This window comes from Flavobacterium flavipigmentatum, assembly GCF_020911905.1.
Lineage (GTDB): Bacteria > Bacteroidota > Bacteroidia > Flavobacteriales > Flavobacteriaceae > Flavobacterium > Flavobacterium flavipigmentatum.
The window spans coordinates 720,674-743,948 of sequence record NZ_CP087133.1 but is presented as its reverse complement, the minus strand read 5'-3'; the positions used below and the strand labels follow the sequence as shown (position 1 = coordinate 743,948).

The following is a 23,275-nucleotide window of genomic DNA, read 5'->3' as shown; positions in this document are numbered from 1 at the left end:
TTTTGTTATTTACTTAATTTATATCATGGATTGTTCTGTGCTACTGCAAAATTACTGTTGTGTTTTGTTAATCAATGTTTTAAATGATTTTTATAATTCATTTCTTTTTTATGAATGCTTGAATTGTGAATTGTTGCTTAGTTCTAGAAAGCGGTGGCGAAAAAGAGTGAGAAAAACTCAAAATGCAGCTGTAATAAAGACTCAAAAACTGTCATTTTAGCTCGGGTATTTTTTTGATTTGTTGAAGAAAGCTGCTTTTCTTTCCAACTAAAAAGTACCGCTAAAAAACAAAATGTCTCGCTTAGCCCCGATGGCGGCGGCATCCTTTTTCTGGCTTTTTTAGACAGAAAAAGATAAAGCCAACAGCGGGACAATTGGTGCTACTGAAAACAAATCTTCTGCTCCTGATTATTGTAAAGCATAGACCAAATGATGGTTGGTTTATAACAAAGCTGTGTGAAGTTTAACTTTAAGATAATGTGGCGGAGGGATAAAATTTTTACTTTTAAATTAAAATTAAAGTTATGGAAATCAACTGGGTAATTATCGGAATTGTAGTGGCGGTTTTAATTGTTTTGATCGTATTGATAACAAAAAAGAATCAGAGCGAAAAAAAGAAACTGACCGATTTATTGAATAATGATTTTAAGAAAGCAGAGGAAAATGAGCCCGATTTTGATAACGTGAGCGAGCGATAAACATTTTTTGAAGCTGTATAAAAATACAAAACCCTTGTAAAAAAGATTTACAAGGGTTTTTTTGTTGTGGAGAATACCGGATTCGAACCGGTCACCTCTTGCCTGCCAGTAGTAATGGTGTTGAATTTTTACATTAAAAATCAATATGTTATGATTTTTAATATTTGCAAAAAGTAGCATTATTACGCATTTTTCCACTTAATAACTGCACTTAGGAATTTCTAAATACTTTCAGTTTTTCTAATTCTCCGTTTAAATTAATTGTATGTGAAAATATTTTATATAAGAAATTTGGTTTTAAAAAATTAAAATATATAAAAATTGTAGATTTGCATAAACTGACCTTTAAATTTAATGAAAGAGAATACAAATAAATTAACTTACAAAAATTTTGAAGTTGTAGACTTATTTTGCGGAATTGGCGGATTATCACATGGTTTTGTGAAAGAAAAATTTAGTGTAAAAGCTGGAATTGATTTTGACAACTCTTGTGAATTTGCTTTTGAAAATAATAACAATGCCAAATTTCTACATAGAGATATTAAGGATTTTTCACCTTCTGAATTATTATCTCTATATGGCAAAGGGAAGAAAAAAATATTGGTTGGATGTGCTCCCTGCCAGCCTTTCTCAATATATAATCGAAACAGTTCTAATATTGAGAACAGACCAGAAGATAAATGGAAGTTATTATATTCATTTTCAAATTTGATAGATGAAACTGAGCCTGAAATAATTTCTATGGAAAATGTGCCATTAGTGGTGACATTTGATGGTGGAAAGGTTTTTAAAGATTTTATAAGTAGGTTAGAATCAAAAGGCTATTTAGTCTCTTGGAGCGTTGTAAATGCTCAAGATTATGGAGTTGCGCAAAGAAGAAAAAGGTTGATTTTATTTGGAACCAAATTAGGAGAAAAAATCAAGTTAATCGAACCAACTATAAAAGACAAAAAATATAAGACAGTGCAAGATGCGATTGGGCACTTACCAAGCATTGCTGATGGCGAAACTCACTCAGACGACCCTTTGCATCATGCAAAGAAACTAAATAGTTTAAACAAGCAAAGAATTCGAGCAACACCAGAAGGAGGTTCATGGAAGGACTGGGATGAAAGTTTATGGTTAGAATGTCATAAAAAAGATTCTGGAAAAAATTTCAAAAGTGTTTATGGAAGAATGAAATGGAATGATGTTGCTCCAACAATGACCACATATTGTACAGGTTTGAGTAATGGTCGATTTGGTCACCCTGTTCAAGATAGAGCAATTAGTTTAAGAGAGGCTGCATTGATTCAAAGTTTTCCTGAAGATTATAACTTCATTGACCCAAATTCTGAATTCTCTAGTCCAACGATAGCAAGACAAATAGGCAATGCAGTTCCTGTAGGATTAGGGATAGCAGTTGCACAAAGTATTAAAAATCATATTAAAGAAATTGGGAAAAAAGAACAACATTAAAGATATAGATACTAGTCTTCGTTGGAGATTTGATGTTAATACTTTTCGTTTATTAGGAAGAGAGTTAATAACTGATAGAGTTACTGCTGTTTTTGAGTTAGTAAAAAACTGTTATGATGCAAATGCAACGGAAGTTCTAGTCGACTTTGTAGATGTTGGCTCTAAAAATTCAGAAAAGAAAATCATCATAAAAGATAATGGAATAGGTATGTCTTTTATTGATATAAGGGATAAATGGATGGTTGTTGGAACAAATAGTAAAAGAACGAGTCTTTATTCCGACCAGCCTTTTAATCGAAAATTTGTTGGCGAAAAAGGGATTGGTCGTTTTGCAGTTGATAAATTAGGCGAAAAATTATTGATTAGAACTAAACAAAATAGTGAAAATGATTGGCTTAATGTGAAAATTGATTGGGATGAATATGAAGCCTTATCTGATAGTTCAAAAGTCACACAACAGTTGTCATTATTTACTGAAATTGAGAATAAATATTTTTATGAAGATGGAGATTTAGAAGAAAGTGGGACGGAATTAATTATATCAAAAGTAAGTGATTTATGGACTGAAAATGATATTGAAAGACTTTATAAAGAATTATCAAAACTTGTTTCTCCTTTTTATCCTGTAAATCCACCTTTTGATATTAGAATAAATTCTAATGAGTATAAAAGCTTTGCTAATAAATTAGTTAAGCCTGACCCTATAAAATTTTATTCTCATCGAGCAGAAATAGATTTTGACTTAGAAAATAATAAACAAGAGACTTTAATTTTTAATTCTAAAACAGGAGAAATTAATTCCGAATGGATAGATATTCAAAATTTCGGGCCTGTTAAGATGAAAATATATTATTTCAATGAGAACGCAAAGAAAAGATATAATTCAGCTTATAAAAATGATGAGACTAGAATAGATGGAATAAAAATTTACAGAGATGGTATTATTGCTACGCCTTTTGCAGAATTTCAGCAAAACTCTGATAAAAAAAGAGATGTTTTAGGAATTGATAAGCGCAGATGGTCAGCGGCTTTTAACAAGGTTGGAACAAAAGAAGTGATAGGGGTCTTAGATATTACTAAAGAAAATAATCCCAAAATAATTGATGCAACTAATAGACAAGATTTTATTTATACCGAAGAGTATGAATCTATAAAGGAATTTATTATTTCTCAACTGAAGGTATTTGAAGAATTAAAAGAATTTGAAAGAGTTGGAAAGAAAACTACTGTCGAAAAAGAGCTTCTAGTTGCTGGTCAGGATGTTAAGTCTTTTGAAAGAGAAATAGAAAAAATAGAAAAAAGCATTGATAAGGAACTAAATCCTGAGTTTAAAGCTAATCTAAATTTATTAAAGGACCAAGCTAAAAAGCTTCACGTTACTATTAGTAAAGGAATTGATGAACAAAAGAAATATCAAAAAGAAGTAGAAAGAAAAGAAAAGATTCTTTATAGTGTTGTTTCAATGCAAGAATATGCATCACTAATTTCGCATGCTGTTCGCACATCTATTGCAAAGGTTAAACATTTAGGAGAATTTTTTAAATTAAATTTTCCTAATCCTCAATATGACAAGTATTTTTTTCAGTATGCTATCTTAATTTATGATGAAATGAATACGTTGCTTAGTGTAACAGATTTTATGTTGAGCTATGCTAGTGCAGATAAAAGCTATGAAGAATTTGATATAAAAATTCTAATAGATGACTTACTCAAAAATACTTATGAAACTGTTTTCAAAAATGATAGTATCAAGTTAGAAATTGATATAAAAGATGACTTTATCATTGATACAAATAAAAAAGCTTTTCAAGATATATTCCAAAATTTAGTTTCAAACTCCATTAAAGCTCTTAAAAATACAGAAGATAAAATTATAAAATGTTCTGGATTCCTTAATAGCGATAAATATGTAATTTATTTTTCTGATAATGGAATTGGAATCAACGAAAGTGATAAAGAGTGGATATTTGGTTTATACAATACAAGAACTGCGGAACAAGGAGGAGCAGGAATAGGACTTTATATAGTTGAAAATCAGGTAAAAGCATTTGGAGGGAGTATTGAATTAGTTGAAAATGAATTTAAACCAACTGGAGCAACTTTTAAAATTACAATCCCATTTAACAAAAATTAGTTATGAATAATTTAATGAGCACAAAAGTTATTGTCATACATGATGATATATCTGAGATATCGCCAATTATGGTTATGTTGAAAGTTAAGCATGGTGAGGAGAATGTACTTTTATTCACGCATTCACAGGATGGATTGGATTATGTATTGAAAAATTTAGGCTGTAAAATGATTGTCTTGTTAGATAAAAATTTTAAAGAAGCTAAAGATATCTCGGGAATAAGGGTGTTTGAAAAAATTAGGGAGAAAACTTCATTAGTTTACATTATACTAATAACTGTTAGCAAAATTACAGAGCTCGATGATGATGAATTGAAGATGCTAATTAATAAAGATTTATTCAAGTTCGAAAGTTTTACATCGGATTATACTACAATATTAAACTTAGTAGACGAAGCAATTCTTAGCTTAAGTTTAAGAATTGACTGTGTGATTGAAGAATGGATAATGAAACATCCCGATGATGCAAGGAATAAACCTTTAATAAAAAATAAAGAAGGTGTTTCTTTTACAATGAATGAGGTTATGCAAAGTATAAGAGAAGAGAGTGAAGTAGGAATTGAATTTGAAAGAAGTTTGTTAAAATTAGCTATTGAAATTTTTAGCCGTCAACCACTTAGAGACAATGATTAATACTATTATAGCTTATGATAATATTGATTATCAAATAGGAGATTATTTCAACCGAAGTTACTTACATCTTGATGAGTTAAAAAATGATGAAAGTATATCTATAACAGGAGTTGATGGAAATAACTGTTTAGAAACTAATATCAATAATTTAATACCAACATTTAATCAAAATCCATTTGTATTTGTTGGTTTGTCTCATGGCACGGATGATGGACTTTCTTTAAGAGCAGTAGATTACTATGTAAAAGAGAACAATGCAAATCTTTTTTCAAACTCGTTTTTTTATTCGACTGCTTGCCATATTGGTAGAAGTTTAGGAAAAGTTCTAGTAAGTCATGATTGTAAATGTTTCATAGGGTATACAGATGTTTCCGAGGTTCCTCTTGTTGAGGCTTATGAAGACTTGTTTATCGAATGTGAATTACATGCCTTAAAAAATTTCTTTTTGACAACAAAATCAGTTCAAGTCCTTTACGATGAAATGATTGCTTTTACTGATGCTAAAATTATAGAACTTGCAAACGGAGCTGATATCTTAGATGCAATGGCATTAATAAGAAATAGAGATTGTATGGTTATAATTGGCGAGGATGCTAATAAATTATTAACGAGATTAGATTTTGAAGTCTAGTTTGATAAATTACCTTCTGTGTTTTGATAAATTGAATTCAATACTGCCCCAGTAGTTGATATTATCTTCCCTTTTGGTACACCTACTTTATTAAGTAGCATGAGCATTTGTTTTGATGTTAGTTTTAGCTTCATATCTTTCTTTTAATGATAAATATCTCGTAATGGACCCAAACACCAATGAAAAAATAAATTATTCTCCAAAATGAGGTTATGCACTCACACTACTTAATTAATTCATAGTTTTTACTAGTATTTATGAAACAATTCAATAGAGCAAATACAGGAGTGTCTAAGCCCAATAGGTACGGATAAACAATTGATTAAAGCAAAAAATGGAACCCAATTTTCCTCTAAAATATTTTTTTTGATTTTGGACTGTCTAAAAAATAATTGACTTTTTAGGTCTAGATATTTTTTTTGAATATCCAATTGGGTATATAGACGGTTCAAACATACAGTACTATTGAGGCGAGTAACGGTAAGTTTCATTTAATGAAAATAATACAGTAATTAAGAGGGAAGGGGCCTCCCGGCCCTCTAATTGTTAAATTTATGCAGAACCTAAAAATTTGGCTTTGAATAACATAGTTGATTTTTAGATTAAAGGTAAACAGAAAATGGAACTGCATTTTTAGACTGAACTTTTGATGAAATATTTCTGCGAGTTTAGGGATAACTAATTCTAATTAGCTAGCGTTGGCAAAGACATACTTTTTTGCAATTTTTGATTTGTCAGAAGGTTATTGCGAATTATAAATATATATGCTCTTTTATATATTTTCATCTTTTTTTGTTTTCCACCATTGTCTTAATTCAATAATTTTCGGTTCACCAATATTTATAAGCCCTTTTCCTGATTCAAGCTTTTTGATTTCTGTTTCTAATTTGTATTTACTAATCGGTGTACCAACAAAATTAGTAATAGCTTTATAGTCCTTATTTTGTACATTCAAACAAATCGGAAGTTTAACTTGTGAAGCAAAATCAAAATCTTTTGTTTTATAATCTTCAACACCTTGTGAAAGCATGACAATAATTACACCTTTTGACCTTAATAGTCTCAAAAGTTCTTCAAGTGCTTTTCTCGCATTTTTGTTTTTTAAATATATATGAGCCTCATCAATAACAATCACATAACGTATTGGGAAAATATGCTCATGTGGTTCACAATCATTTGTAGAACTAAAATAAGTATTGAAATATCTCAATAATAAAAACACGACTAACTGCCTTAAAGTATCAGATAAAGCTGGTGGAAGATTGAGATATAAACTTTTATCTAAAATATCCGTATTATTTGGACTGCAATTAAAAATATTAGTTGTTAAATCTTGAATACCTGCAAATAATGTATCTGGTCGTCTATTATTTTCTTCATAATATTCTTCAATTTTTTCAAATAATTCATTTATTGTTGGATACAAACCATTTTTACTGTCGAATAATTCGGTAATAACATTTGTCAGAATATTTTTTTGGGAAACTCCGACACTAGGAACAAAAGTTGCTATTGTGTCAACAAAGGCTTTAATACTAAAAGGCCTCTGTCTTTCATCCAAACTTATTGATAAAAATGGATTAAATTCAATACCTCCGTCATTTACAATATCAACAAACTCACATTTTGTAGCATCTAAAAAAGGTTTTAATTGCTCTGGATTTCCTTCTCCTTTATAATCAAAAAAGATAAATTTTAGTTCATTATTACTGTTTTTAGAAATTTGATATAAAATATCTTTCATTAACTGCGTTTTGCCTGAACCTGCCATACCTGCAATTGCAATGTTTCTATTGTCAAACTCTCTTAAATCATTAATTTTTATAACAATTTTTTCACCTTCCGCAGTTTGACCTAATTCAAAAGTTAAAGGTTCTACAAACTCTTTGACTTCAATGTTTTTTGATACAAAATTTGTTTTAACTATGTTTTTTCTTAAATCCAGTCCGCTCTTAACAAATTTTAAAAGAATATCAATATGGTCACCTTTTGAAATGTTAGCTTTTTCAATTTTATTATTCCAAATATCTAAACCATGATTTAAATGAAGTTTAAATAATTTTATAAACTCATCTTCAAATGTATTTTTACCATAATGTTGGTCGAGAATAGATTTAAAAATTATTGTATTAGACCCATTTCCTATAACAGTCCCAAAAATAGCTTTATCATCTCTAAATTCTTTACCATCAGAACTTGGAATCACCTCTTTCTCAATATCAAATATTTTACCCGATAATAAACTATTAGAAAATGCAATACGAGGAACTATACCGTCATTTTTAAAATTGTATAATGTTTTTAGCTTATACAATAATTCGTCATTTTCTTTACTTATTTTAATTCTCATAGCCTTGGAAATAACCTGTTTTCAAATTTGTGTTTGCCCCATCATTATATAATAGATAGGATATAGAAATGCTTGCTGAAATATCCTTGTATCTTTTAGGTGTAATCTCACTGTTTGTAGAGAATAAAACAACTTGTTCAGAAAGAGCAGGATAATAACTTTTAGTAATATTATCTCTATGCTCTTCATCAAGTCTACCAAGAGGTGTATCTATAAATATTGGTAAACTTTGTATTGATTCGTTTAATATTGCTTTGATTAAGCAAGAAATATAAATTTGTTTTTCACCAGAGGATAAACTCTCTTTTCTAATTTCATTATCGTCTTGGTCTAAAAGAGTTATTTTCATTCCTTGACCAGATGCTAAAATGGTTACTTTTACATCTTCTATAAACTTGCTTTGGTTTTCTTCACTTCCAAGTTTATGCATCAATGCCTTAAGTTCACTTAGTATTGTTATTTCTAGACTCTCTTTATGCTTGTTTTTTTGCTCTTCTAGGAAGAAATTTAAGCAATCAATGTATTTTTGACTTTCCTTTATTTTTAGTTTATTTAGAGCATTAACGTCAACCTTTTTAACCAATAAAGACAATTGTTGGTTTAGCCTGATTATGTCTCCTTTTAATTTGTTGATTTGTTGATTGTTCTCTCCAATTTTTCTGTTGTTTTCTGTGATATTATAATCTGCTGTTTCTTTTTTGGATGAATAGTCTAAAATCAATTCATCTTCTAAATCAGCATCAACTTTACTTAAGGTTTTATTTAATTCTTCAATTGTAATTCTTGTCTTGTTGAATTCTTCAATAGTAGTTTCGAATAAATCTTTTGATTGAGAATTAACTAGATTAATGGCATCATAAATTAAATTCCTTTCGGAATTGCTTAAATCTTGTTCAAAATCTAATTCTTGGTAATCTCCATTTGGACTAAATAATTCGGAACCTAAATTTTTAGCTTTTTCATAGTAAAAAAGCTTATCCTTAAACGACATTGTAGAATTTTCTGGCTCAGGTGGCTTATTAAAAAGGAGTTCAATGAAATTCTCTATTTTTTCTGAATTTTCTTTCGATGAGTTTTGCGTAATTTTATTTTTCTCTTGAATTTCAAGATGTTCGCTAACTTCTTCAAGTTTTCCTGTTAAAATAGCTAATGGAATTATTTCGCTTAATTCATTAAATCTTTCAGATAGTTCATCTTCCTTTGTTTTTAACTTCTCTATTTCTGATAGAATAGATTCTCTATCGAAAGCTGAATTACCTTGTTTACTGTGTTGAGAAATTAGATTATCGTATTGGCGTATTGTCTTTTTTAAATCATCTATTTCTTTAAGCTTTTCTGCATTTTCTTCTTCAAGTCTATCTATGTTTATGTTAGAAAGTTCTATAGCTTTTTCTTTATCTACAATTTCTTCTTGTAGGTTTTTGGTTGCACCTTCTTTTTTTAAGGTATTAATATAAAATTCAATATCTTCAATAAGTGTGTCATAGGTATCTAATCCCAAAATTTTACCTAAAGCATCATTTATAAAACTCCCTTCTTCTTTAATTGATAAGTTGGCAATTTCAGAGATTTTTTCTGCATCAAAAAACACAAATTTCGCAGCATCTATAGGGATAATATAATCATTGATGAAATTAATTTTATCAGCTTCATCATCAAAGATTTCAATATTTGAATTTGGGTCAGAAATGGAAAGTTTTTCATGCATACTTGTAACATTAAATGTTCTAGTAATTATTACACTTTCTGAATTGGAGTTTAATTTCTTTATTTCAGGTAACTCAATATCTGATACTACTATACTAACTGAAAAGACATCCTTATTTTCTTTTTTTGCAGTCCAATTAATGGATTGTTGCATGAAAGATGAATAATTCTTTTCTTTTTGGATTTCCTTTTTGAAGTTATCATCAATTTGTGATATTTTTTCACCATAAAGGCACCAAACTATAGATAATAAAAAATTTGTTTTACCGTAACCATTTCTACCACCAATCAATATAATGTTTTGGTCGGGATTAGTTGATAAATCAATATTAATAGCACCGTAATATTGCCTAAAATTGTTAATTTCTATGTTTGATAATTTCATTTTATAGCTTTTTCAATAACATCATTAATTTTTTGCTGATGATAATTATTTCTTTTCAGCAACTTTTTTGTTTTAACAGATTCCAATAGAATTTCCATTGATTCAAAATTAACTTCTGTATCATTGCAGATTTCTTTGAGTCTCTGGCTTTGCAATAATTTTGTTTCTTTTATTTTCATATTTTCATATTTTGAAAAAGTTTTGCAACTTCGATAAATTTAATTTTTTCTAGATTGTCAAGTTCATTTGCTTCAAAAAGTTTACGTTGTTTATAATAGAATTTATATAGATTTTCCTCACCATCTTTATTTGCTGATGGTAGTCTATTATTTATTGAAACAAATGATATTAATTCTTCGTATTTTTCCTGTGGGGTTAATCTTCGTTTACTATTTTTAAATCCATATTTTGTCAGTAAACTATTTAGTTTCTCTTTTTTGTTTTCTTCAACTTTTCCTTTTTTTTGTTTAGATTGTTGCAAATTAATCCAACGATACAGTTTTATTTCCTCTTCAGGGACTCCACTTGAAAATGGGAGTCTTTGCTTAATTGAAATAAAATTTTGGAATATTTCAAATGTCTCTGCCCAAGTCCTTACATCGGTTTTTATTATTTCTGATAATTTTTTGAAGTCAGATTCATATTTTTTCGAAGCTAATCCAATATGAGAATCTTTATAAAAAACATATAACCCAGATTCATCAAGCTTTAAATTTTGTAAAATACTGTACTGACTAGATTTTGGGCGATATTTTAAAACATATTCAGTTATGTTTGAAATATGTTTTGGTGTAGAAAATAACATTAAATATTCCTCGACAATATCTCTTATGGTTCCGCCTTTAAAATTCTCTAATTCATTTTCCCATTTTTTTAACCCAAATACGCTTATTCTTCCAACAGGAACAAATCCATTTTTCCGTTTCATTGAAGCTCTTATTTTTGCCTCTTCTGTATTATAATTTGGATGGAGTTCTATTACCCTGTCAAAAATTTCTTTAACCGTCGATGGTTTTCCCAATTCTTCAAGAGCTTCATAAGCATATTGGTGTACTTGTTTACTACTGTTTTTTTTGAAATTTAGATTTTCATCTAAATCAAGATATATTTCAAATTCGTCATTGACTACTCTCTCACATATTGGGAACAATAAATCTAATATTTCTACATTATTATTTGTTAGAAATTTAGATAAATAGCTTTTAAAATTAAAAGAATAAGACTCCTCAATTCTATCGCTCAATCTGCTTGAAACATCGTCTATAAAAAAAGTGAAATCAATTTCGGAGGCTAATTTTTTATCTATTAAATAGAAATTATTCCAATTGTGCTTGTTACGTGAATTAAAGTAATTGAATTGTAATATATCTTCAGAATTGCCAATTAGAGTAAAACTCTTGTGTAGATATACGGAAAGTATGTAGGTAATAAACTCTCTGGAAAAATCGGTGTTATTAAAATTATTGATTTTCTCCAAAATATCAGTATTAATTTCAATATAACTAGATTGAGTATCTATATTGTAATTTTGAAATAAATCATCATTGAAATTAGAAATAAAAAGAAGTTTGCTAAATAACTCCTCAAGACAAACTTTTCTTATTTGTCTAACCCTTTCTCTTGATAAGTCAACTTGTTCAGCAATTTCATCAAGGGTTATTTCTTTTTGACAATTGTACAATTTCAAGCCTTTCTTAACTACGTTTGTTTGAGTTTCATCAAAAAAAGCGTTTTGATTAAATAAAAAGTCTGTAAGAAGAAAAATAGATTCTGATTCCAATATTTCACTAGGAACAAATGGAATATTGAAAGTTTGTTGTATTAAATATTTGTTTTTTAATGCAATTAAATATTTTTCATCAGTTGTTTGACTAACTTCTAAGATAAAGTCTTGAATAATTGAAATATAAACTTCTAATTCAGGAATACATTTAGCTCCAACATTTTTTATTTTTTGAACTTTAAAGTTTTCAGAGAGTAGTATTTTTTCAGTATAGTTTTTAACCTTTAAATTGTTATTTAAATGCATTACTATTGCATTTCTACTTCTAACCGATAAGCTATTTGTTTTTACAAAAATAAAGTTATTTATTACCTCTCTTTGAATCCTGGTTAAATTTAATACTATATTTTTTAGAGGATTTTCTACCTTTACTTCAATTTCAACATTTTCAATATAATAATCTCCTTGATATTTATTACATGTATTAACTAATTCCAAATTTGATTTACTACCGCAGTTTCTAAGTTTTTCAAAGGACTTATTTTTGTAATAATATTTTAAAATATCTAATATAGAGTGTAATTGGTTGTACTTACAAACGTGATAAGTCCTAACGCTTATTTCGTTTCTTTTAAAGATTTCGTCAACAGTTATTATATTTTGCAAATCAATTTTTTGTTAGGTTCAAAAATACAGTTATCCTATTTCTTAATTTTATGGTTTTCCTCAATTCTCTTTAAATTTTGGAGAAAAAACAGTTTTTTTAGGATTTTAGCTGTAATCTAACTGCTTTTTCTATGGTTAATTTCAACTTTTTTTACAACATTTATGCACTTCTAAACGTTTAAAGTTACGAAAACAACTATGTTCGACTATACGAAAATACGAATTAAAACGATAATTCCTGTAAATTCGCTAACGACTATAAGCACGTCTTAGTGGTGCGTTTTATTTAAGAATGGTTTCAATTTTTATTTTCATTTTTTTAAGCTTATTTAAGCTATCATTTTCGGGACTAAATACAGTGCCAAATCAACTTTGATTCCTTTAGTGTTTCCATATCGGGATTTTGTTTTTCTTTATTAGACAATTTGGCTACTGTCTTAATTCCATATTGCTGAATTACTGTATCCATAACCTCTTTTATTCTTTTTGCATAATCTGGATGAAAAAACAAAGCATCATACACGTATCCAACAAATATCCCTTCTTTATTTAATTGCTGAATAACAGCTGTCATTACCTCAACTTCTTTAGCAAACAATCTGCGTGAAGTAATCTTGTGTTTGTACTGACTGCTATATTTCTCGGCAATAATATTCTGAAGCATTATTGGCTCATTATGTTGGTAATATGGGTAAAGAGGGGATTGTTGCATTTGCCAAACCTCTTTATTGAAGAATGATAAATGTTCTTTTTTTACTGTATTAACATCAATATTGAGCTCTGACCCTAAATCACCATGAGTTAAATAAGATGCGGACCCGTCATATAATGTAATAGCTATATTTGGGTGGAGACAACTATAATCACATTCTACATGAGCCTGACCGTTTATTAAAACTAGATTTCTAATCCAACTAGGCATAAGTGTAAAGTAATCTACAACGCGACCGCCACTCTTCACACCACCAAATGTGGGAATCAACAAAACATTATCAGTTAAATATTCGAATATTTCAATAGCATCTTCTACAAAAGAGAGTTCTTTATGATTTTTATAATATGTCCTAGCGTGTCCATTCAACTTCCTTAGTTTCTTGCCTTTCTTTGTCACGTATCCTGAAGCAATTAACCTATCAGCTTCCTTATTAATTTGGTCTATACTAGGAAGGGTAATATCCTGATAGAATCGGATTAGATTCTCACAGATTGGATTCTTTTTAGCTTCACTTAAAACTCTATAATAATGCTTGTTTAGAAGGCTTTTAGCTTCTTTTGTCTTTAAGTCATAACTTACTATCCCTTTACCTAAATAAGGCGGTGTTAAACGATAGAAATGATTCTTTTCACCTATGATGCTGATATGGTCACATTCAAGTATAGCCCCTTTTTTCAAAGGTTCTTCTAGTGCTTTTATTACTTTTTTATAGGTCAAAGGATTCAGACTTAAAAAGTCTCGTAGATATTCGGCTCGAAGTGATTTCCATCCACTAGGTTGGCTTCCATTTTTGATATCAAAGTAAGTGGAATTTAATTGAGTACAAAACAGCAAACACAATTCAATAGCCACCTCAACATCCTTATGGATTTCCTTTAATAGCTTTCTCGACACGTATTTTCTGATTACATATTCTACTTTACTAGGTATCTTTATTCTATTATTATTGATTACGAATAGCGATAATTGAGCAGAAATATCAGTAGTGATATTGTCATCATTATAGGTCGTAACCCTTGGTATATCTAGTACTTTTATATCTTTAGGTAATGTATTATCTAAAACATCATTATTGAATAGATAAGATGAATTAATAAAAAATTTCCCTAGTAGTGACTCATAAGTAAAGTTATCATGTAATTGGAGGTTATTATCAAAAAAATATAAATTTGATAATAGGGATTGGTTTTGTAGCATGGTTTCATAATTATTCTGCTTTTATGTTATTTTTGGATTCTGCTTCTTTAAACTGGGGCAGAACCCAGATAGGAGCTTACTCTATCTGGACCCAGTAATTGCCTGTTAAAGCAATATTATCAACGATACTTCTTTCTATTGGCATAGTCAATAGGGAAATCATCCGAAACGTTATTTTTTTTTTAGATTTTTTTTAATGGCGTCACCAAATGAGCAATCACATCAACTGTCATCGCCAATCCAATGCTTTTTAATTTATTGGTTTTGGATACATTCGGCACGTTTGAAACATAACCATCAGGAATAGTCATAAGCCTTTCACTTTCCAAAACACTAGGTAGCCGATAACATCCGTTTGGAAAATCATATTCGTCAAAACCCAAACGAGATTTCCCAATGTATCCTGATTTGTGAAGTATAAATGGATATTCCAGCAATTTTTGTTCGGTTGGTTGGTCCGCAAATTTTTTGTCCTTATATATAAGGTTTCCAATGTTCATTTTATAGTATCTAAAAATCCCATTGGTTAGGGTGCAATTGCTACCTAATAGTACATTAGCTTTTTCTTTGTCAACATAACCATTGACTACAATATCTTGGTAATTGAATTTTTTAGGTTCAGGAACTCCAACATTGGGAATGTTGGTCCAGTAAAGTCTTCTCCTATTGGCTGGCGCAACATCTGCCGAATTTATCTTTATTAACTTCACATCAGGAAATATTTCTGAAAGCTCATTAGTAATTATGTCTCGGTCCTTTGCGGTCATACTAGCAACATTCTCCATTAGGAAATAGAGCTTTTTATTAGTTGGTGCAAATACATAGATATCTCGGAGGATTCTTTTGGCTTCATAAAACAATTTTGATTCTTTCCCTTCAAGACCTCTTCTGTCCACAGGGTTAATACTACTAAGATTTGTGCAAGGACTTCCAAAAATGACTAGGTCAATTTCGTTTCTTAGGTCGATGCCATCAATCTTGCAAACATCACCCAATTGTATAAAATTGGTATCTCCAGAATAATGATGATTCTGGATTGCAAGAGCATGAGGACATATTTCGCTACTGTAATATTTATTGATTTTTATTCCTGATTTTTCAAGTGCCAGTTTCGCACAACTTATTCCATCGAATAATGATAAGACATTTAGTCCATCTTGGTTGGTTTGGGTTTGTTCCATAATATTTATCTGTTTTAGATAAATATTTCCCCATGTCAAAAAAGACAGATTTTGTAGTGGGTAAACAATAATTATTTTCAACAAGTCCCTATTTACGGGCGGTACAGAGTGAAAAAAAATTAAAATATTTTAATAATCCCTGGCGCAGGAACAAATTTCCTTGTACACTCGCAGTGTACAACAAACAATTAGAAAAATGAGCACAGAAACAAATACAATGGATATAGCTAAAACAATATTAGGACAGATTCAATATGCGGACCGTTCTGCACTAATGGCTTGGGGAGCACAAAATTTCGCAGCGATTAGTGAATCCAAAGAATTTCAAGGTGGAGTAGCTTTTCAGGTAAATGGATTAACTCATCAAGGTTGGGTTAAAGTTTGTCTTCGTTGGGTAGATGACTACACAATCATTTTTATAAATAAAAAAAGAGAAGTCGTTAAAACATTCGAAGGAGCTTATTGTGATATGTTGGTCGATGTCATAGATTGGATTGAAGGGAAGTAATTCCTTTTTTTTGACTTGTCCGCTTTAGGAATAGACCATGGTTCTTTTCTAAATCGGAAGTTGAAAGCGGAAACCCAACAAAACCGATTAGAATGTTTTAAAATAATTTGGACTCTAAAACTAAAACAGATTCAACCTAAATACCTTAATATTATGAAATACTACTTTTATTCTCGTACCTCAACCGTTCTCCAAAATTCTGCTAGACAAATTGAATCGTTTAAATCGCATGAAGGATTTGACCCATCCAGATTGTTTGTTGAAAGAATTCAAGGGAATGTGCCATTTATGGAAAGACCAGAAGCCGTAAAAATGTTTGATGAAATCACAAATCAATCTGAAAGATGTACTGTTGTAGTCGATTCTACGGACCGCCTCGGCAGAAATTTATTGGATATTTTAAATACTATATCTGTATTTAAAAAAAATCACATCAATTTGAAATCACTTAAAGAAGGATTTTCAACATTCTTGGATAATGGAGAAGAAAATCCAATGGCTAATTTAGTGATTTCCGTAATGGGTAGCATCGGTGAGATGAGTCGTAATCAAATCAAAACTCGTTCTATGGAAGGGATAAAAATTGCTCAGGCCCTTGGAAAATTCTCTGGTAGAAAAATTGGAGCTATCCAAAGTGATGAAAAGTTATTGGAACGTCACCAGGCCGTACAAAAGAAATTACAGAAAGGATTAACTGTAAGAGAGATTACAGAGATTACAGGAGCATCAAGTACTACGATTATAAAAGTTAAAAAAGTTATGAGAAACAGGAATATGATTTGAATCGATTTTTGTTAGATGAAAAAAAGGCTTCGAATATATATTCGAAGCCTTTTTAATAATGATTGCTAATTTCCACAGTAGGCAGACACAAAAGTCGATGGACTACTATATTCACCTTGAGTAAAAGTGAATTCGACTGTTCTTCCATTTACTTTAACTTTATCCCATTTTACATCAATTTGAAAATTTCCATCATTGTCAAGACTACTTCGTCCAACTTGACCTTCGCCCCATTCTTCTACTAAAGATTGATAACCTCTATATTTTACATATGAAATAACCTCTGAACATTCAGAAAAATTGGTTTTTGGTTCTCTTTTTTCATTTTTATCTTCTCCACTAGCAAAAGCTAAAAAAATAAAAAAACCTGTTAATAGAACTGAAATAACTGTTTTAATGCGAAAGTTTTTGTTTGTCATTTTGATTGAATTTATAGTTAATTATTATTGCACTTAAACATAAAGCAAGGATAGTAAGAATTAAATCCCACATGTCAAATGTGCCAGGGAATAACTTTAACCCTTGTGCAACTTCTACGATGGAACCTAAAATTAGTGGAGAAAGTAACCAATGTTTACCTATCCTAAATTGGTCTTTCCATAGAATTAGCAAGGCACATGAAAAAGAATAAACCCAAAGTGCATCTGGTAAAGAATAGTAGAACCAAGAAGGAAAATGGCTTTTTAATGGGTGTATTGTGGTACGGATTATTGATGTGAAAAAATCTATTTTGCTCCATTCAAACCAATTAAACATTCTTAAAGATAGACTGCGAAAAGAAATATAAATCAATCCTCCAAGTAGTAATGGAATTGCAACATGAATGAAAACCAGTTTTTTCATATTACAATCCTAAAATTTGTTTTTTCTTCAAATCAAATTCGTGCTCAGTAATGATTCCTTCTTCATGCAATTGCTTTAATTTTTTTAAATCAGAATATGATGTATTTTGGGATGCATCATCTGTAATTGATTTTCTTCTATTTAAAATTTCCTTTTCAACTTCTTTGATTTTTGAAACTTCGTTATCAAGTGCATAAAACTCAATATTATTTCCACTTTTATTTCCTATAGTTACCAATATTCCATGGTCTGAAAAATAATTATTGATTAATCTACTTAAAAAAGGTGTCTGAATTGCCGCAGAAAATACATATCCCCAAAATATTAACCCCGAAATCAAAAAAGAACCAGCAAATATTATTATTGATGACCATGCTAGGAAAATGTCTAATGAACTTGCTGTAAAAAATATGCCACCCCATTCGTCTTTTATTGGTATTGTGATTGTAAAAGCAATAGCCCACCCCAAAACAAGAGTTCTAACAGCTAAAGCAAAAGGAGTAACTCTCGGCTGAATAACACTTTCATAAGTATAATTGTCTAAATTATCATAGCTTATACTGCTATTATATTTAGTACTATTTACATTCAATGAATCATTGAGAAATGTTATATTAACTCCTGTGTTAAAACTAAATTTATTATCTGTACTGTTCATATTTATTAAGTCTTTCCTTGCTAGATTTAAAATTTCAACAAACATAATTATATTTCAATTAACATACTATAGTATGTTAATAAAATTAAGCATTATTCTCAAATTGGCTTCATATGGAAGCTATGGATAACACAAGTGAATTGAAGCGTTTGGGATTGCGAATTAAGCAATTAAGAACGGCTCGTGGTTTGTCACAAGCTAAACTTGGTGCACTTATATTTAAAGACCAACAATCTATTCACAAAGTCGAAGCAGGCGAATTTAACCCTACATATCTCTACCTCCTTGAAATATGTAAAGGACTTGAAATAACATTAAGTGAATTGCTTGATTTTGATAAAAACTTATAAGTCGGTATAGAAGCAGATACTACACATTTTCTGCATTTACTAATTGTCTAAAATATATAGAAAATGAACCACGACAAGTATTTCTCAGAGGATGAATTAAATAGAATATCAGATTTAAAAGGAAAACATTATCTCGATTCTACAGAATTAGATGAAGATGAGATAATAGTTAAAGAACAAGATGAGATTTTTTTAGAGCTTTCCGAAACCGTAATGTCAACAATGGCTTTTATTGACAAAATAATGTCAGTTATAAAAAAGGAACTTGACTTATATGATGCACTTTGCGATGACAATGAGTTTAAAAAAGCAATGCAGAATCAAATTAAGTACGTAATATCTTGTTCTAAATTAAAAGAAGAGCTAAACGAAACATTAAAACTTATTTTTAAATTTAGTAAAACAGAAAACTACTATTGGAAAGATTGTTCTTGTGAAGTTTATATATATTATTATAATGTAATTAAGAATGAATTCTTAAAAAGTAATTCATTCGCTAACGAAATTGATTTTATTAAATTTGAATATGAACGGTTGTTATCTGAGAATGATTCTGATTCAAACATAACTGATTCTCAATTCTTAAATAGAGATTATTTTTTATCCATGAATTACAGAAAATATTTTTCAGATGAAAACAAACAGTTTTTTGAATTAGAAAAATCAAAAAAACTTTCATTTCTTAAAAATGAATTAGGACATCTTGGTTTTGGTTTAGAACCATATACATTAGGCTCCTCAATAAAAATTAAAATCATTGAATTGGAATCGGCAAAGCTCGAAAAACTTAGCCTTAGTAATTTGCCAAATTTCAATGTGAGACAACGATATGAATTATATAAGAAATTTGGGTTTAATGCTATTATAGAAAAATTGGAAGCTCCACAAATGTCCAAATATAAAATGACAGCCTTGATAATGGGGATAAGTCCAGACAATGCAAAGCAATTACACAATGAAACCTATAGAGAAATAAATCAAAAAGACTCTGACGAATTAAAAAATTACCTTATAAATCAGTCAGTTAAATAAAAATAAGTAAAATTGGGTCAACCCCAAATTTGACCCAATCTACATTTGTACCATAGAAATTAAAAAACAATTTTATGGTACATTTTTTATTTATGAGTGTTATTGTCTCAATAATACTAGAAAAAGGAAAAGCAGAATTAGACTAGAATTACTGCTCTAAGTCTTTCATTATTTTGAAAGCAAAAAAAAATCAAACAATTTATTAAATCAAAAAAAATCTATTTAAATGTGGACAGGAATAGGACTGTCTTAACTCAACCCTAAAAATTTAAAACTATGAAAAATTCAATGACAACAACAGTAAATGATTTCCAAGTAATTAGTGTAGTAATTCCAAGTTTAAATGGTTCTTATGCAAAGCTACTGTTCTTAACTGGTGTAGAATATGCCAAACTTAAGGAGACAAGCAAATCAAACATAGGACAAAACAAAAAAATATTTTCATTGTATATGGAATCGAATGTTAATCACGATTTGTTGCAATCTGGAATGGGTGTTCTAACAAAGAAACAATTTGATGAATTACTTAAAGAAAACTACAATTCAAAGATGCAACAAGGGCGAGGTGGAAAATTGCTTAGAGATGCAGTATAAAGTTATAATAGTTGCCAAGCTTCCCAAAAGATATAATCTAATTTCTCTTTCCATTCTGGAAAGCAAATAATCCAAAATTTATTTAATCCAAAAAATCTATTGCAATATGGACACAATGTCTATTGCTTAAACTTAAAAATCAAAAACTATGAAAAATTCAATGACAACAACAGCAAACAATTTTATTACAAGCAAATATGTAGTAAGTGTACACATCCATCAAGTAGATAAAAAAGGGAAACGTAAAAATGAAAATTTAGAGTATGTTTTTGACGAAGGAGAATTATTACAAAAAAGAAGAAGTGCAATTGAAAAAGCGCAAGAAATTATGTATTCTTTTGATAATGACGAAAGCTTTTCTTCTCCTTCTGAAGCGCATGCAAAAAAGTTTAGAAATTTTAAAGGTTATTCTATTGATATCTATCTGGTTATTGAGGATGAAGGAGAGCAATATGATTATCATATTTATGGAGATGAAGAAATTCTATATGAAGCCTTAGAGGCTGAAGCAAAAATTTTTAAAAAAGAGTTTGAAATTACCAAATTCATTAAAATTGAAAACTACGAAGATGAACAGGTTGAAGTGATTGAGGAAAGCCTTGGATTTTTTTTAACCTATAGACTTTAAGAGTGTTTTAAATCTACAAAAAGCACTAAATCCCTATTATCTTCATCTAGTTACAAATACTAGTCGCTAACTAGATTAATTTCTTTTCATTTCTGAAAAGAAGTTCCAAAACAACTTTATCAACAAAAAGAAATACCCAACAATAGGGTAAAGGACTGCCTATCTTTTTATAAAAACAATCATAAACAATTAATATAATAAATTTTAAAAAAAAGCAAAATGAAAACAGTAATAGCAAAATTAAAAAGTGTGACAGTAAAAGAATTAAGAATTATTAATGAGAACTCAACTAAAGCTAAATTCAATGCAACTTATGATATTGATGGCTTGGTTAGTGATGGGATACTTAGTGACATTCCTGATTTTGCCTATAATGTCCAACTCTGTATGATTCACCCAAATCAAGATGGCAGTATGGCAATGAGGGTGTATGTAGGAACAAATAAAGGATTCAATCCATTGATAATGGATATGACTCAAGGAGATTATGATGGTTTATTCAAAATGAAATTTAGAGTAGTCGCCTAATCAAAATATAGTCTGCTTAGACTTTCAAATATTAGAGAATCTGGTGCACAATTCTCTATTATAAATCTATTTGGTTTCTGTTCAGAAATTAGTAAATCAAAGTGAAAAAAATGAAATTTTTTGAAACTCATCTTATTGGGTTAGGGTTTCTATTGTTCAAACTTAAAATAAATCAATGATGTTATATATAAAAAGAATGTATTTGAGTGAAATGGCTAAACTAATAAATCGAAAAGACATTAGGACTGTAAAGAGATGGTGCAAGAAAAACCATTTAAAAGTCTATAAGGATTCATCGGGAGAATTTGCTTTCCTAAATGATTTCGATTTAGTTTTTGATAGGCTTTTGATAGATGATTTGAAGTTGTTGTATGGTAATAATTGGGAGGAGTATTACCATGCTTACAATAAAAATGAATTGTATAAAATATTGGATTCTCCTAAATCAACGAAAGTTCAGAAAACGGGTTATGTCCCAAAGGGCAAATTGTCATCAAAATTATTTGGCGGGTCACTTAAATAAAGTACACTCGCATTAAATTAACTTATAAACTATGAAAATATTGAAATATAAAAAGTTTACTGGTTTGCATATCGTGTGCAAAAAATGCAACAAACTTATTGAGGTTTCTCAGGCTGTATATAAAGACTGTAAACACCCAATTGAAAGACAGAAGTACAAAGCGATACTTAGGCAAGGTGGAAGCCGTAAAACGAGGGATTTAAAGGCATTGGAGTATGATGAAGCTATTAAGGAATTGCTAGAATTCAAACATGAGTTGTCCAATCCAATTCGGTTCGTTTCTAAGGCTCCAAAAGCTGAAGTTAAAATTGAGCTATTGAAGGATTGTATCATGATGTTTGCCGATTGGCTTGAAAATGTTGATGTCCCTAACCATCAAAAAAGGCCTCGTACGAAAGGGTATATTACAACAACAGTTCAATATCTTGTAAGATTCAGTAAGTTCCTAGAAGATAATAAGTTTGACCTCAACAAGTTTAAAATCTATGATTTGAATGATGTTATCGTTGGGAAATACTACGATTATTTAGATGAGACTTGCAAGATGGCAACTACTTATAATCATAATACTAAGGCATTAAAGAATTTTAATAATTTTTTAATTAATCATAAAGGTTTTAATGTCCCAAATTATTTTGGAAAAGTAAAATTGAAATATGAAAGTATGAATCCAACAAGTATTAAAGATGATGATTTTAAAAAACTGTTAGGCATGATATCAAGCGAAGACTCTATAGAAATACATCCAAATGGGCGAAGAAAGAATATGTACAGACCTTATACAAAAGATGCTATAGAGTTAGTTGCTTATACTGGAATGAGAATTGAAGAAACTATGTTTTTAAAGTTCTCCGATATAGTTCTAGATAATGATGGCAATGTTCAACATTTAGTTGGAACAGATTTGAAATTTGAAAGGGCTCATAATTGGAATAACACCAAGGCTCCTAAAAAGGTTATGATTCCAACGTCAATTGAGTTAGAAAATTTATTGAATAGACTAGAGTACAAGAAACATTTAGGTGCTGATAAATATCTGATTGCCGATGACTTTGATATTTCTAGAAAAACTCTTAAAACTCAAATAAGCCATTCGTTTACTTTTTTTAGAAAGAAAGCGGGACTCAGTGATGATTTCAGCATTAAGCATTTGAGGAAAACGTTTTTAACAAAATTGCATACTAAGACTGGTTTTATTGAATCTTTGGGGTATCAAAGGTCAGCAAAAGTAACGTTGAACAATTATATTGATAAGGTTCAAGTTGTAAAAGAGATTAATAAAATTGGGTTTGGTTATTTCAATGAGTAAAGTTATATAACAATAAAAGGGTAGAACTACGTAAAGTTCTGT

23 protein-coding genes are annotated in these 23,275 nt (G+C 29.5%); 14 read left to right on the top strand and 9 right to left on the bottom strand.

Features of this window, described 5'->3' with window-relative positions; translation table 11 throughout:
* Positions 1-524 precede the first annotated feature (524 nt).
* The 5 genes from LNP22_RS03585 to LNP22_RS03565 all read left to right on the top strand — a co-directional run bounded on the left by LNP22_RS03585 (position 525) and on the right by LNP22_RS03565 (position 5,553).
* Complete coding sequence (locus LNP22_RS03585) at positions 525-698, top strand: hypothetical protein (RefSeq protein WP_229975370.1); 174 nt, start codon at positions 525-527, stop codon at positions 696-698.
* A 354-nt stretch (positions 699-1,052) separates the two neighbouring features.
* Complete coding sequence (locus LNP22_RS03580) at positions 1,053-2,156, top strand: DNA cytosine methyltransferase (RefSeq protein WP_229975369.1); 1,104 nt, start codon at positions 1,053-1,055, stop codon at positions 2,154-2,156.
* Positions 2,134-4,290 carry a sensor histidine kinase gene (locus tag LNP22_RS03575; RefSeq protein ID WP_229975368.1) on the top strand — a complete coding sequence of 719 codons (2,157 nt, stop codon included), beginning with the start codon at positions 2,134-2,136 and terminating at the stop codon, positions 4,288-4,290. The genes LNP22_RS03580 and LNP22_RS03575 overlap by 23 nt, the downstream gene beginning before the upstream one ends.
* Positions 4,291-4,292: 2 nt before the next feature.
* Positions 4,293-4,922, top strand: coding sequence for a hypothetical protein (locus LNP22_RS03570; RefSeq protein WP_229975367.1), 630 nt, complete (start codon positions 4,293-4,295; stop codon positions 4,920-4,922).
* On the top strand, positions 4,882-5,553 hold the full coding sequence (locus LNP22_RS03565; protein ID WP_229975366.1) for a hypothetical protein: 672 nt from the start codon (positions 4,882-4,884) through the stop codon (positions 5,551-5,553). The genes LNP22_RS03570 and LNP22_RS03565 overlap by 41 nt, the downstream gene beginning before the upstream one ends.
* A gap of 772 nt (positions 5,554-6,325) precedes the next feature.
* Here LNP22_RS03565 and LNP22_RS03560 read toward each other — a convergent pair.
* The 6 genes from LNP22_RS03560 to LNP22_RS03535 form a co-directional block, all read right to left on the bottom strand.
* Positions 6,326-7,903, bottom strand: coding sequence for a DndE family protein (locus tag LNP22_RS03560; protein WP_229975365.1), 1,578 nt, complete (start codon positions 7,901-7,903; stop codon positions 6,326-6,328).
* The gene (dndD, locus tag LNP22_RS03555; protein ID WP_229975364.1) at positions 7,893-9,995 is read right to left on the bottom strand and encodes a DNA sulfur modification protein DndD; all 2,103 of its coding nucleotides are present in this window, start codon (positions 9,993-9,995) and stop codon (positions 7,893-7,895) included. The genes LNP22_RS03560 and dndD overlap by 11 nt, the downstream gene beginning before the upstream one ends.
* Positions 9,992-10,174: a DNA modification system-associated small protein gene (locus tag LNP22_RS03550; RefSeq protein ID WP_229975363.1), complete on the bottom strand. Its 183-nt coding sequence runs from the start codon at positions 10,172-10,174 to the stop codon at positions 9,992-9,994. Before LNP22_RS03550 ends, dndD begins: the two co-directional genes overlap by 4 nt.
* Positions 10,171-12,384 (bottom strand): sigma factor-like helix-turn-helix DNA-binding protein, encoded by a 2,214-nt coding sequence (locus LNP22_RS03545; RefSeq protein ID WP_229975362.1) that lies wholly within the window; start codon positions 12,382-12,384, stop codon positions 10,171-10,173. The genes LNP22_RS03550 and LNP22_RS03545 overlap by 4 nt, the downstream gene beginning before the upstream one ends.
* A gap of 349 nt (positions 12,385-12,733) precedes the next feature.
* Positions 12,734-14,296, bottom strand: coding sequence for a hypothetical protein (locus tag LNP22_RS03540; RefSeq protein ID WP_229975361.1), 1,563 nt, complete (start codon positions 14,294-14,296; stop codon positions 12,734-12,736).
* 182 nt (positions 14,297-14,478) lie between these two features.
* Complete coding sequence (locus LNP22_RS03535) at positions 14,479-15,477, bottom strand: DNA cytosine methyltransferase (protein WP_229975360.1); 999 nt, start codon at positions 15,475-15,477, stop codon at positions 14,479-14,481.
* Positions 15,478-15,673: 196 nt separating this feature from the next.
* Between LNP22_RS03535 and LNP22_RS03530 the strand changes: the two genes are divergently transcribed.
* A complete protein-coding gene (locus tag LNP22_RS03530) occupies positions 15,674-15,985 on the top strand; it encodes a hypothetical protein (protein ID WP_229975359.1) in 312 nt (103 codons plus the stop codon).
* Positions 15,986-16,138: 153 nt separating this feature from the next.
* Positions 16,139-16,768 (top strand): recombinase family protein, encoded by a 630-nt coding sequence (locus LNP22_RS03525; protein ID WP_229975358.1) that lies wholly within the window; start codon positions 16,139-16,141, stop codon positions 16,766-16,768.
* 65 nt (positions 16,769-16,833) lie between these two features.
* Here LNP22_RS03525 and LNP22_RS03520 read toward each other — a convergent pair whose 3' ends face one another.
* The 3 genes from LNP22_RS03520 to LNP22_RS03510 are packed head-to-tail and all read right to left on the bottom strand — an operon-like array spanning position 16,834 to position 18,314.
* Complete coding sequence (locus LNP22_RS03520) at positions 16,834-17,187, bottom strand: hypothetical protein (protein ID WP_229975357.1); 354 nt, start codon at positions 17,185-17,187, stop codon at positions 16,834-16,836.
* Positions 17,162-17,611, bottom strand: coding sequence for a hypothetical protein (locus LNP22_RS03515; RefSeq protein ID WP_229975356.1), 450 nt, complete (start codon positions 17,609-17,611; stop codon positions 17,162-17,164). The genes LNP22_RS03520 and LNP22_RS03515 overlap by 26 nt, the downstream gene beginning before the upstream one ends.
* Position 17,612: 1 nt before the next feature.
* Positions 17,613-18,314, bottom strand: coding sequence for an SHOCT domain-containing protein (locus LNP22_RS03510; protein WP_229975355.1), 702 nt, complete (start codon positions 18,312-18,314; stop codon positions 17,613-17,615).
* Positions 18,315-18,382: 68 nt separating this feature from the next.
* Between LNP22_RS03510 and LNP22_RS03505 the strand changes: the two genes are divergently transcribed.
* From LNP22_RS03505 to LNP22_RS03475, 7 genes are all read left to right on the top strand, one after another.
* On the top strand, positions 18,383-18,619 hold the full coding sequence (locus LNP22_RS03505) for a helix-turn-helix transcriptional regulator (protein WP_229975354.1): 237 nt from the start codon (positions 18,383-18,385) through the stop codon (positions 18,617-18,619).
* 63 nt (positions 18,620-18,682) lie between these two features.
* Entirely contained in the window at positions 18,683-19,651 is a 969-nt protein-coding gene (locus LNP22_RS03500) for a hypothetical protein (protein ID WP_229975353.1), read from the top strand.
* 276 nt (positions 19,652-19,927) lie between these two features.
* Positions 19,928-20,245 (top strand): hypothetical protein, encoded by a 318-nt coding sequence (locus LNP22_RS03495; RefSeq protein ID WP_229975352.1) that lies wholly within the window; start codon positions 19,928-19,930, stop codon positions 20,243-20,245.
* A 148-nt stretch (positions 20,246-20,393) separates the two neighbouring features.
* Positions 20,394-20,873, top strand: coding sequence for a hypothetical protein (locus LNP22_RS03490; protein ID WP_229975351.1), 480 nt, complete (start codon positions 20,394-20,396; stop codon positions 20,871-20,873).
* A gap of 219 nt (positions 20,874-21,092) precedes the next feature.
* Positions 21,093-21,401 carry a hypothetical protein gene (locus LNP22_RS03485; protein WP_229975350.1) on the top strand — a complete coding sequence of 103 codons (309 nt, stop codon included), beginning with the start codon at positions 21,093-21,095 and terminating at the stop codon, positions 21,399-21,401.
* Positions 21,402-21,576: 175 nt separating this feature from the next.
* Positions 21,577-21,924: a hypothetical protein gene (locus tag LNP22_RS03480; RefSeq protein ID WP_229975349.1), complete on the top strand. Its 348-nt coding sequence runs from the start codon at positions 21,577-21,579 to the stop codon at positions 21,922-21,924.
* A gap of 31 nt (positions 21,925-21,955) precedes the next feature.
* Positions 21,956-23,233: a tyrosine-type recombinase/integrase gene (locus LNP22_RS03475; RefSeq protein ID WP_229975348.1), complete on the top strand. Its 1,278-nt coding sequence runs from the start codon at positions 21,956-21,958 to the stop codon at positions 23,231-23,233.
* Positions 23,234-23,275: the final 42 nt, after the last annotated feature.

Bases quoted from the DNA above. Each gene is read 5' to 3' on its own strand.
- LNP22_RS03585 (WP_229975370.1), top strand. From the start codon at position 525: ATGGAAATCAACTGGGTAATTATCGGAATTGTAGTGGCGGTTTTAATT.
- LNP22_RS03580 (WP_229975369.1), top strand. From the start codon at position 1,053: ATGAAAGAGAATACAAATAAATTAACTTACAAAAATTTTGAAGTTGTA.
- LNP22_RS03570 (WP_229975367.1), top strand. From the start codon at position 4,293: ATGAATAATTTAATGAGCACAAAAGTTATTGTCATACATGATGATATA.
- LNP22_RS03560 (WP_229975365.1), bottom strand. From the start codon at position 7,903: ATGAGAATTAAAATAAGTAAAGAAAATGACGAATTATTGTATAAGCTA.
- dndD (WP_229975364.1), bottom strand. From the start codon at position 9,995: ATGAAATTATCAAACATAGAAATTAACAATTTTAGGCAATATTACGGT.
- LNP22_RS03550 (WP_229975363.1), bottom strand. From the start codon at position 10,174: ATGAAAATAAAAGAAACAAAATTATTGCAAAGCCAGAGACTCAAAGAA.
- LNP22_RS03540 (WP_229975361.1), bottom strand. From the start codon at position 14,296: ATGCTACAAAACCAATCCCTATTATCAAATTTATATTTTTTTGATAAT.
- LNP22_RS03535 (WP_229975360.1), bottom strand. From the start codon at position 15,477: ATGGAACAAACCCAAACCAACCAAGATGGACTAAATGTCTTATCATTA.
- LNP22_RS03530 (WP_229975359.1), top strand. From the start codon at position 15,674: ATGAGCACAGAAACAAATACAATGGATATAGCTAAAACAATATTAGGA.
- LNP22_RS03525 (WP_229975358.1), top strand. From the start codon at position 16,139: ATGAAATACTACTTTTATTCTCGTACCTCAACCGTTCTCCAAAATTCT.
- LNP22_RS03520 (WP_229975357.1), bottom strand. From the start codon at position 17,187: ATGACAAACAAAAACTTTCGCATTAAAACAGTTATTTCAGTTCTATTA.
- LNP22_RS03515 (WP_229975356.1), bottom strand. From the start codon at position 17,611: ATGAAAAAACTGGTTTTCATTCATGTTGCAATTCCATTACTACTTGGA.
- LNP22_RS03510 (WP_229975355.1), bottom strand. From the start codon at position 18,314: ATGTTTGTTGAAATTTTAAATCTAGCAAGGAAAGACTTAATAAATATG.
- LNP22_RS03505 (WP_229975354.1), top strand. From the start codon at position 18,383: ATGGAAGCTATGGATAACACAAGTGAATTGAAGCGTTTGGGATTGCGA.
- LNP22_RS03500 (WP_229975353.1), top strand. From the start codon at position 18,683: ATGAACCACGACAAGTATTTCTCAGAGGATGAATTAAATAGAATATCA.
- LNP22_RS03495 (WP_229975352.1), top strand. From the start codon at position 19,928: ATGAAAAATTCAATGACAACAACAGTAAATGATTTCCAAGTAATTAGT.
- LNP22_RS03490 (WP_229975351.1), top strand. From the start codon at position 20,394: ATGAAAAATTCAATGACAACAACAGCAAACAATTTTATTACAAGCAAA.
- LNP22_RS03485 (WP_229975350.1), top strand. From the start codon at position 21,093: ATGAAAACAGTAATAGCAAAATTAAAAAGTGTGACAGTAAAAGAATTA.
- LNP22_RS03480 (WP_229975349.1), top strand. From the start codon at position 21,577: ATGATGTTATATATAAAAAGAATGTATTTGAGTGAAATGGCTAAACTA.
- LNP22_RS03475 (WP_229975348.1), top strand. From the start codon at position 21,956: ATGAAAATATTGAAATATAAAAAGTTTACTGGTTTGCATATCGTGTGC.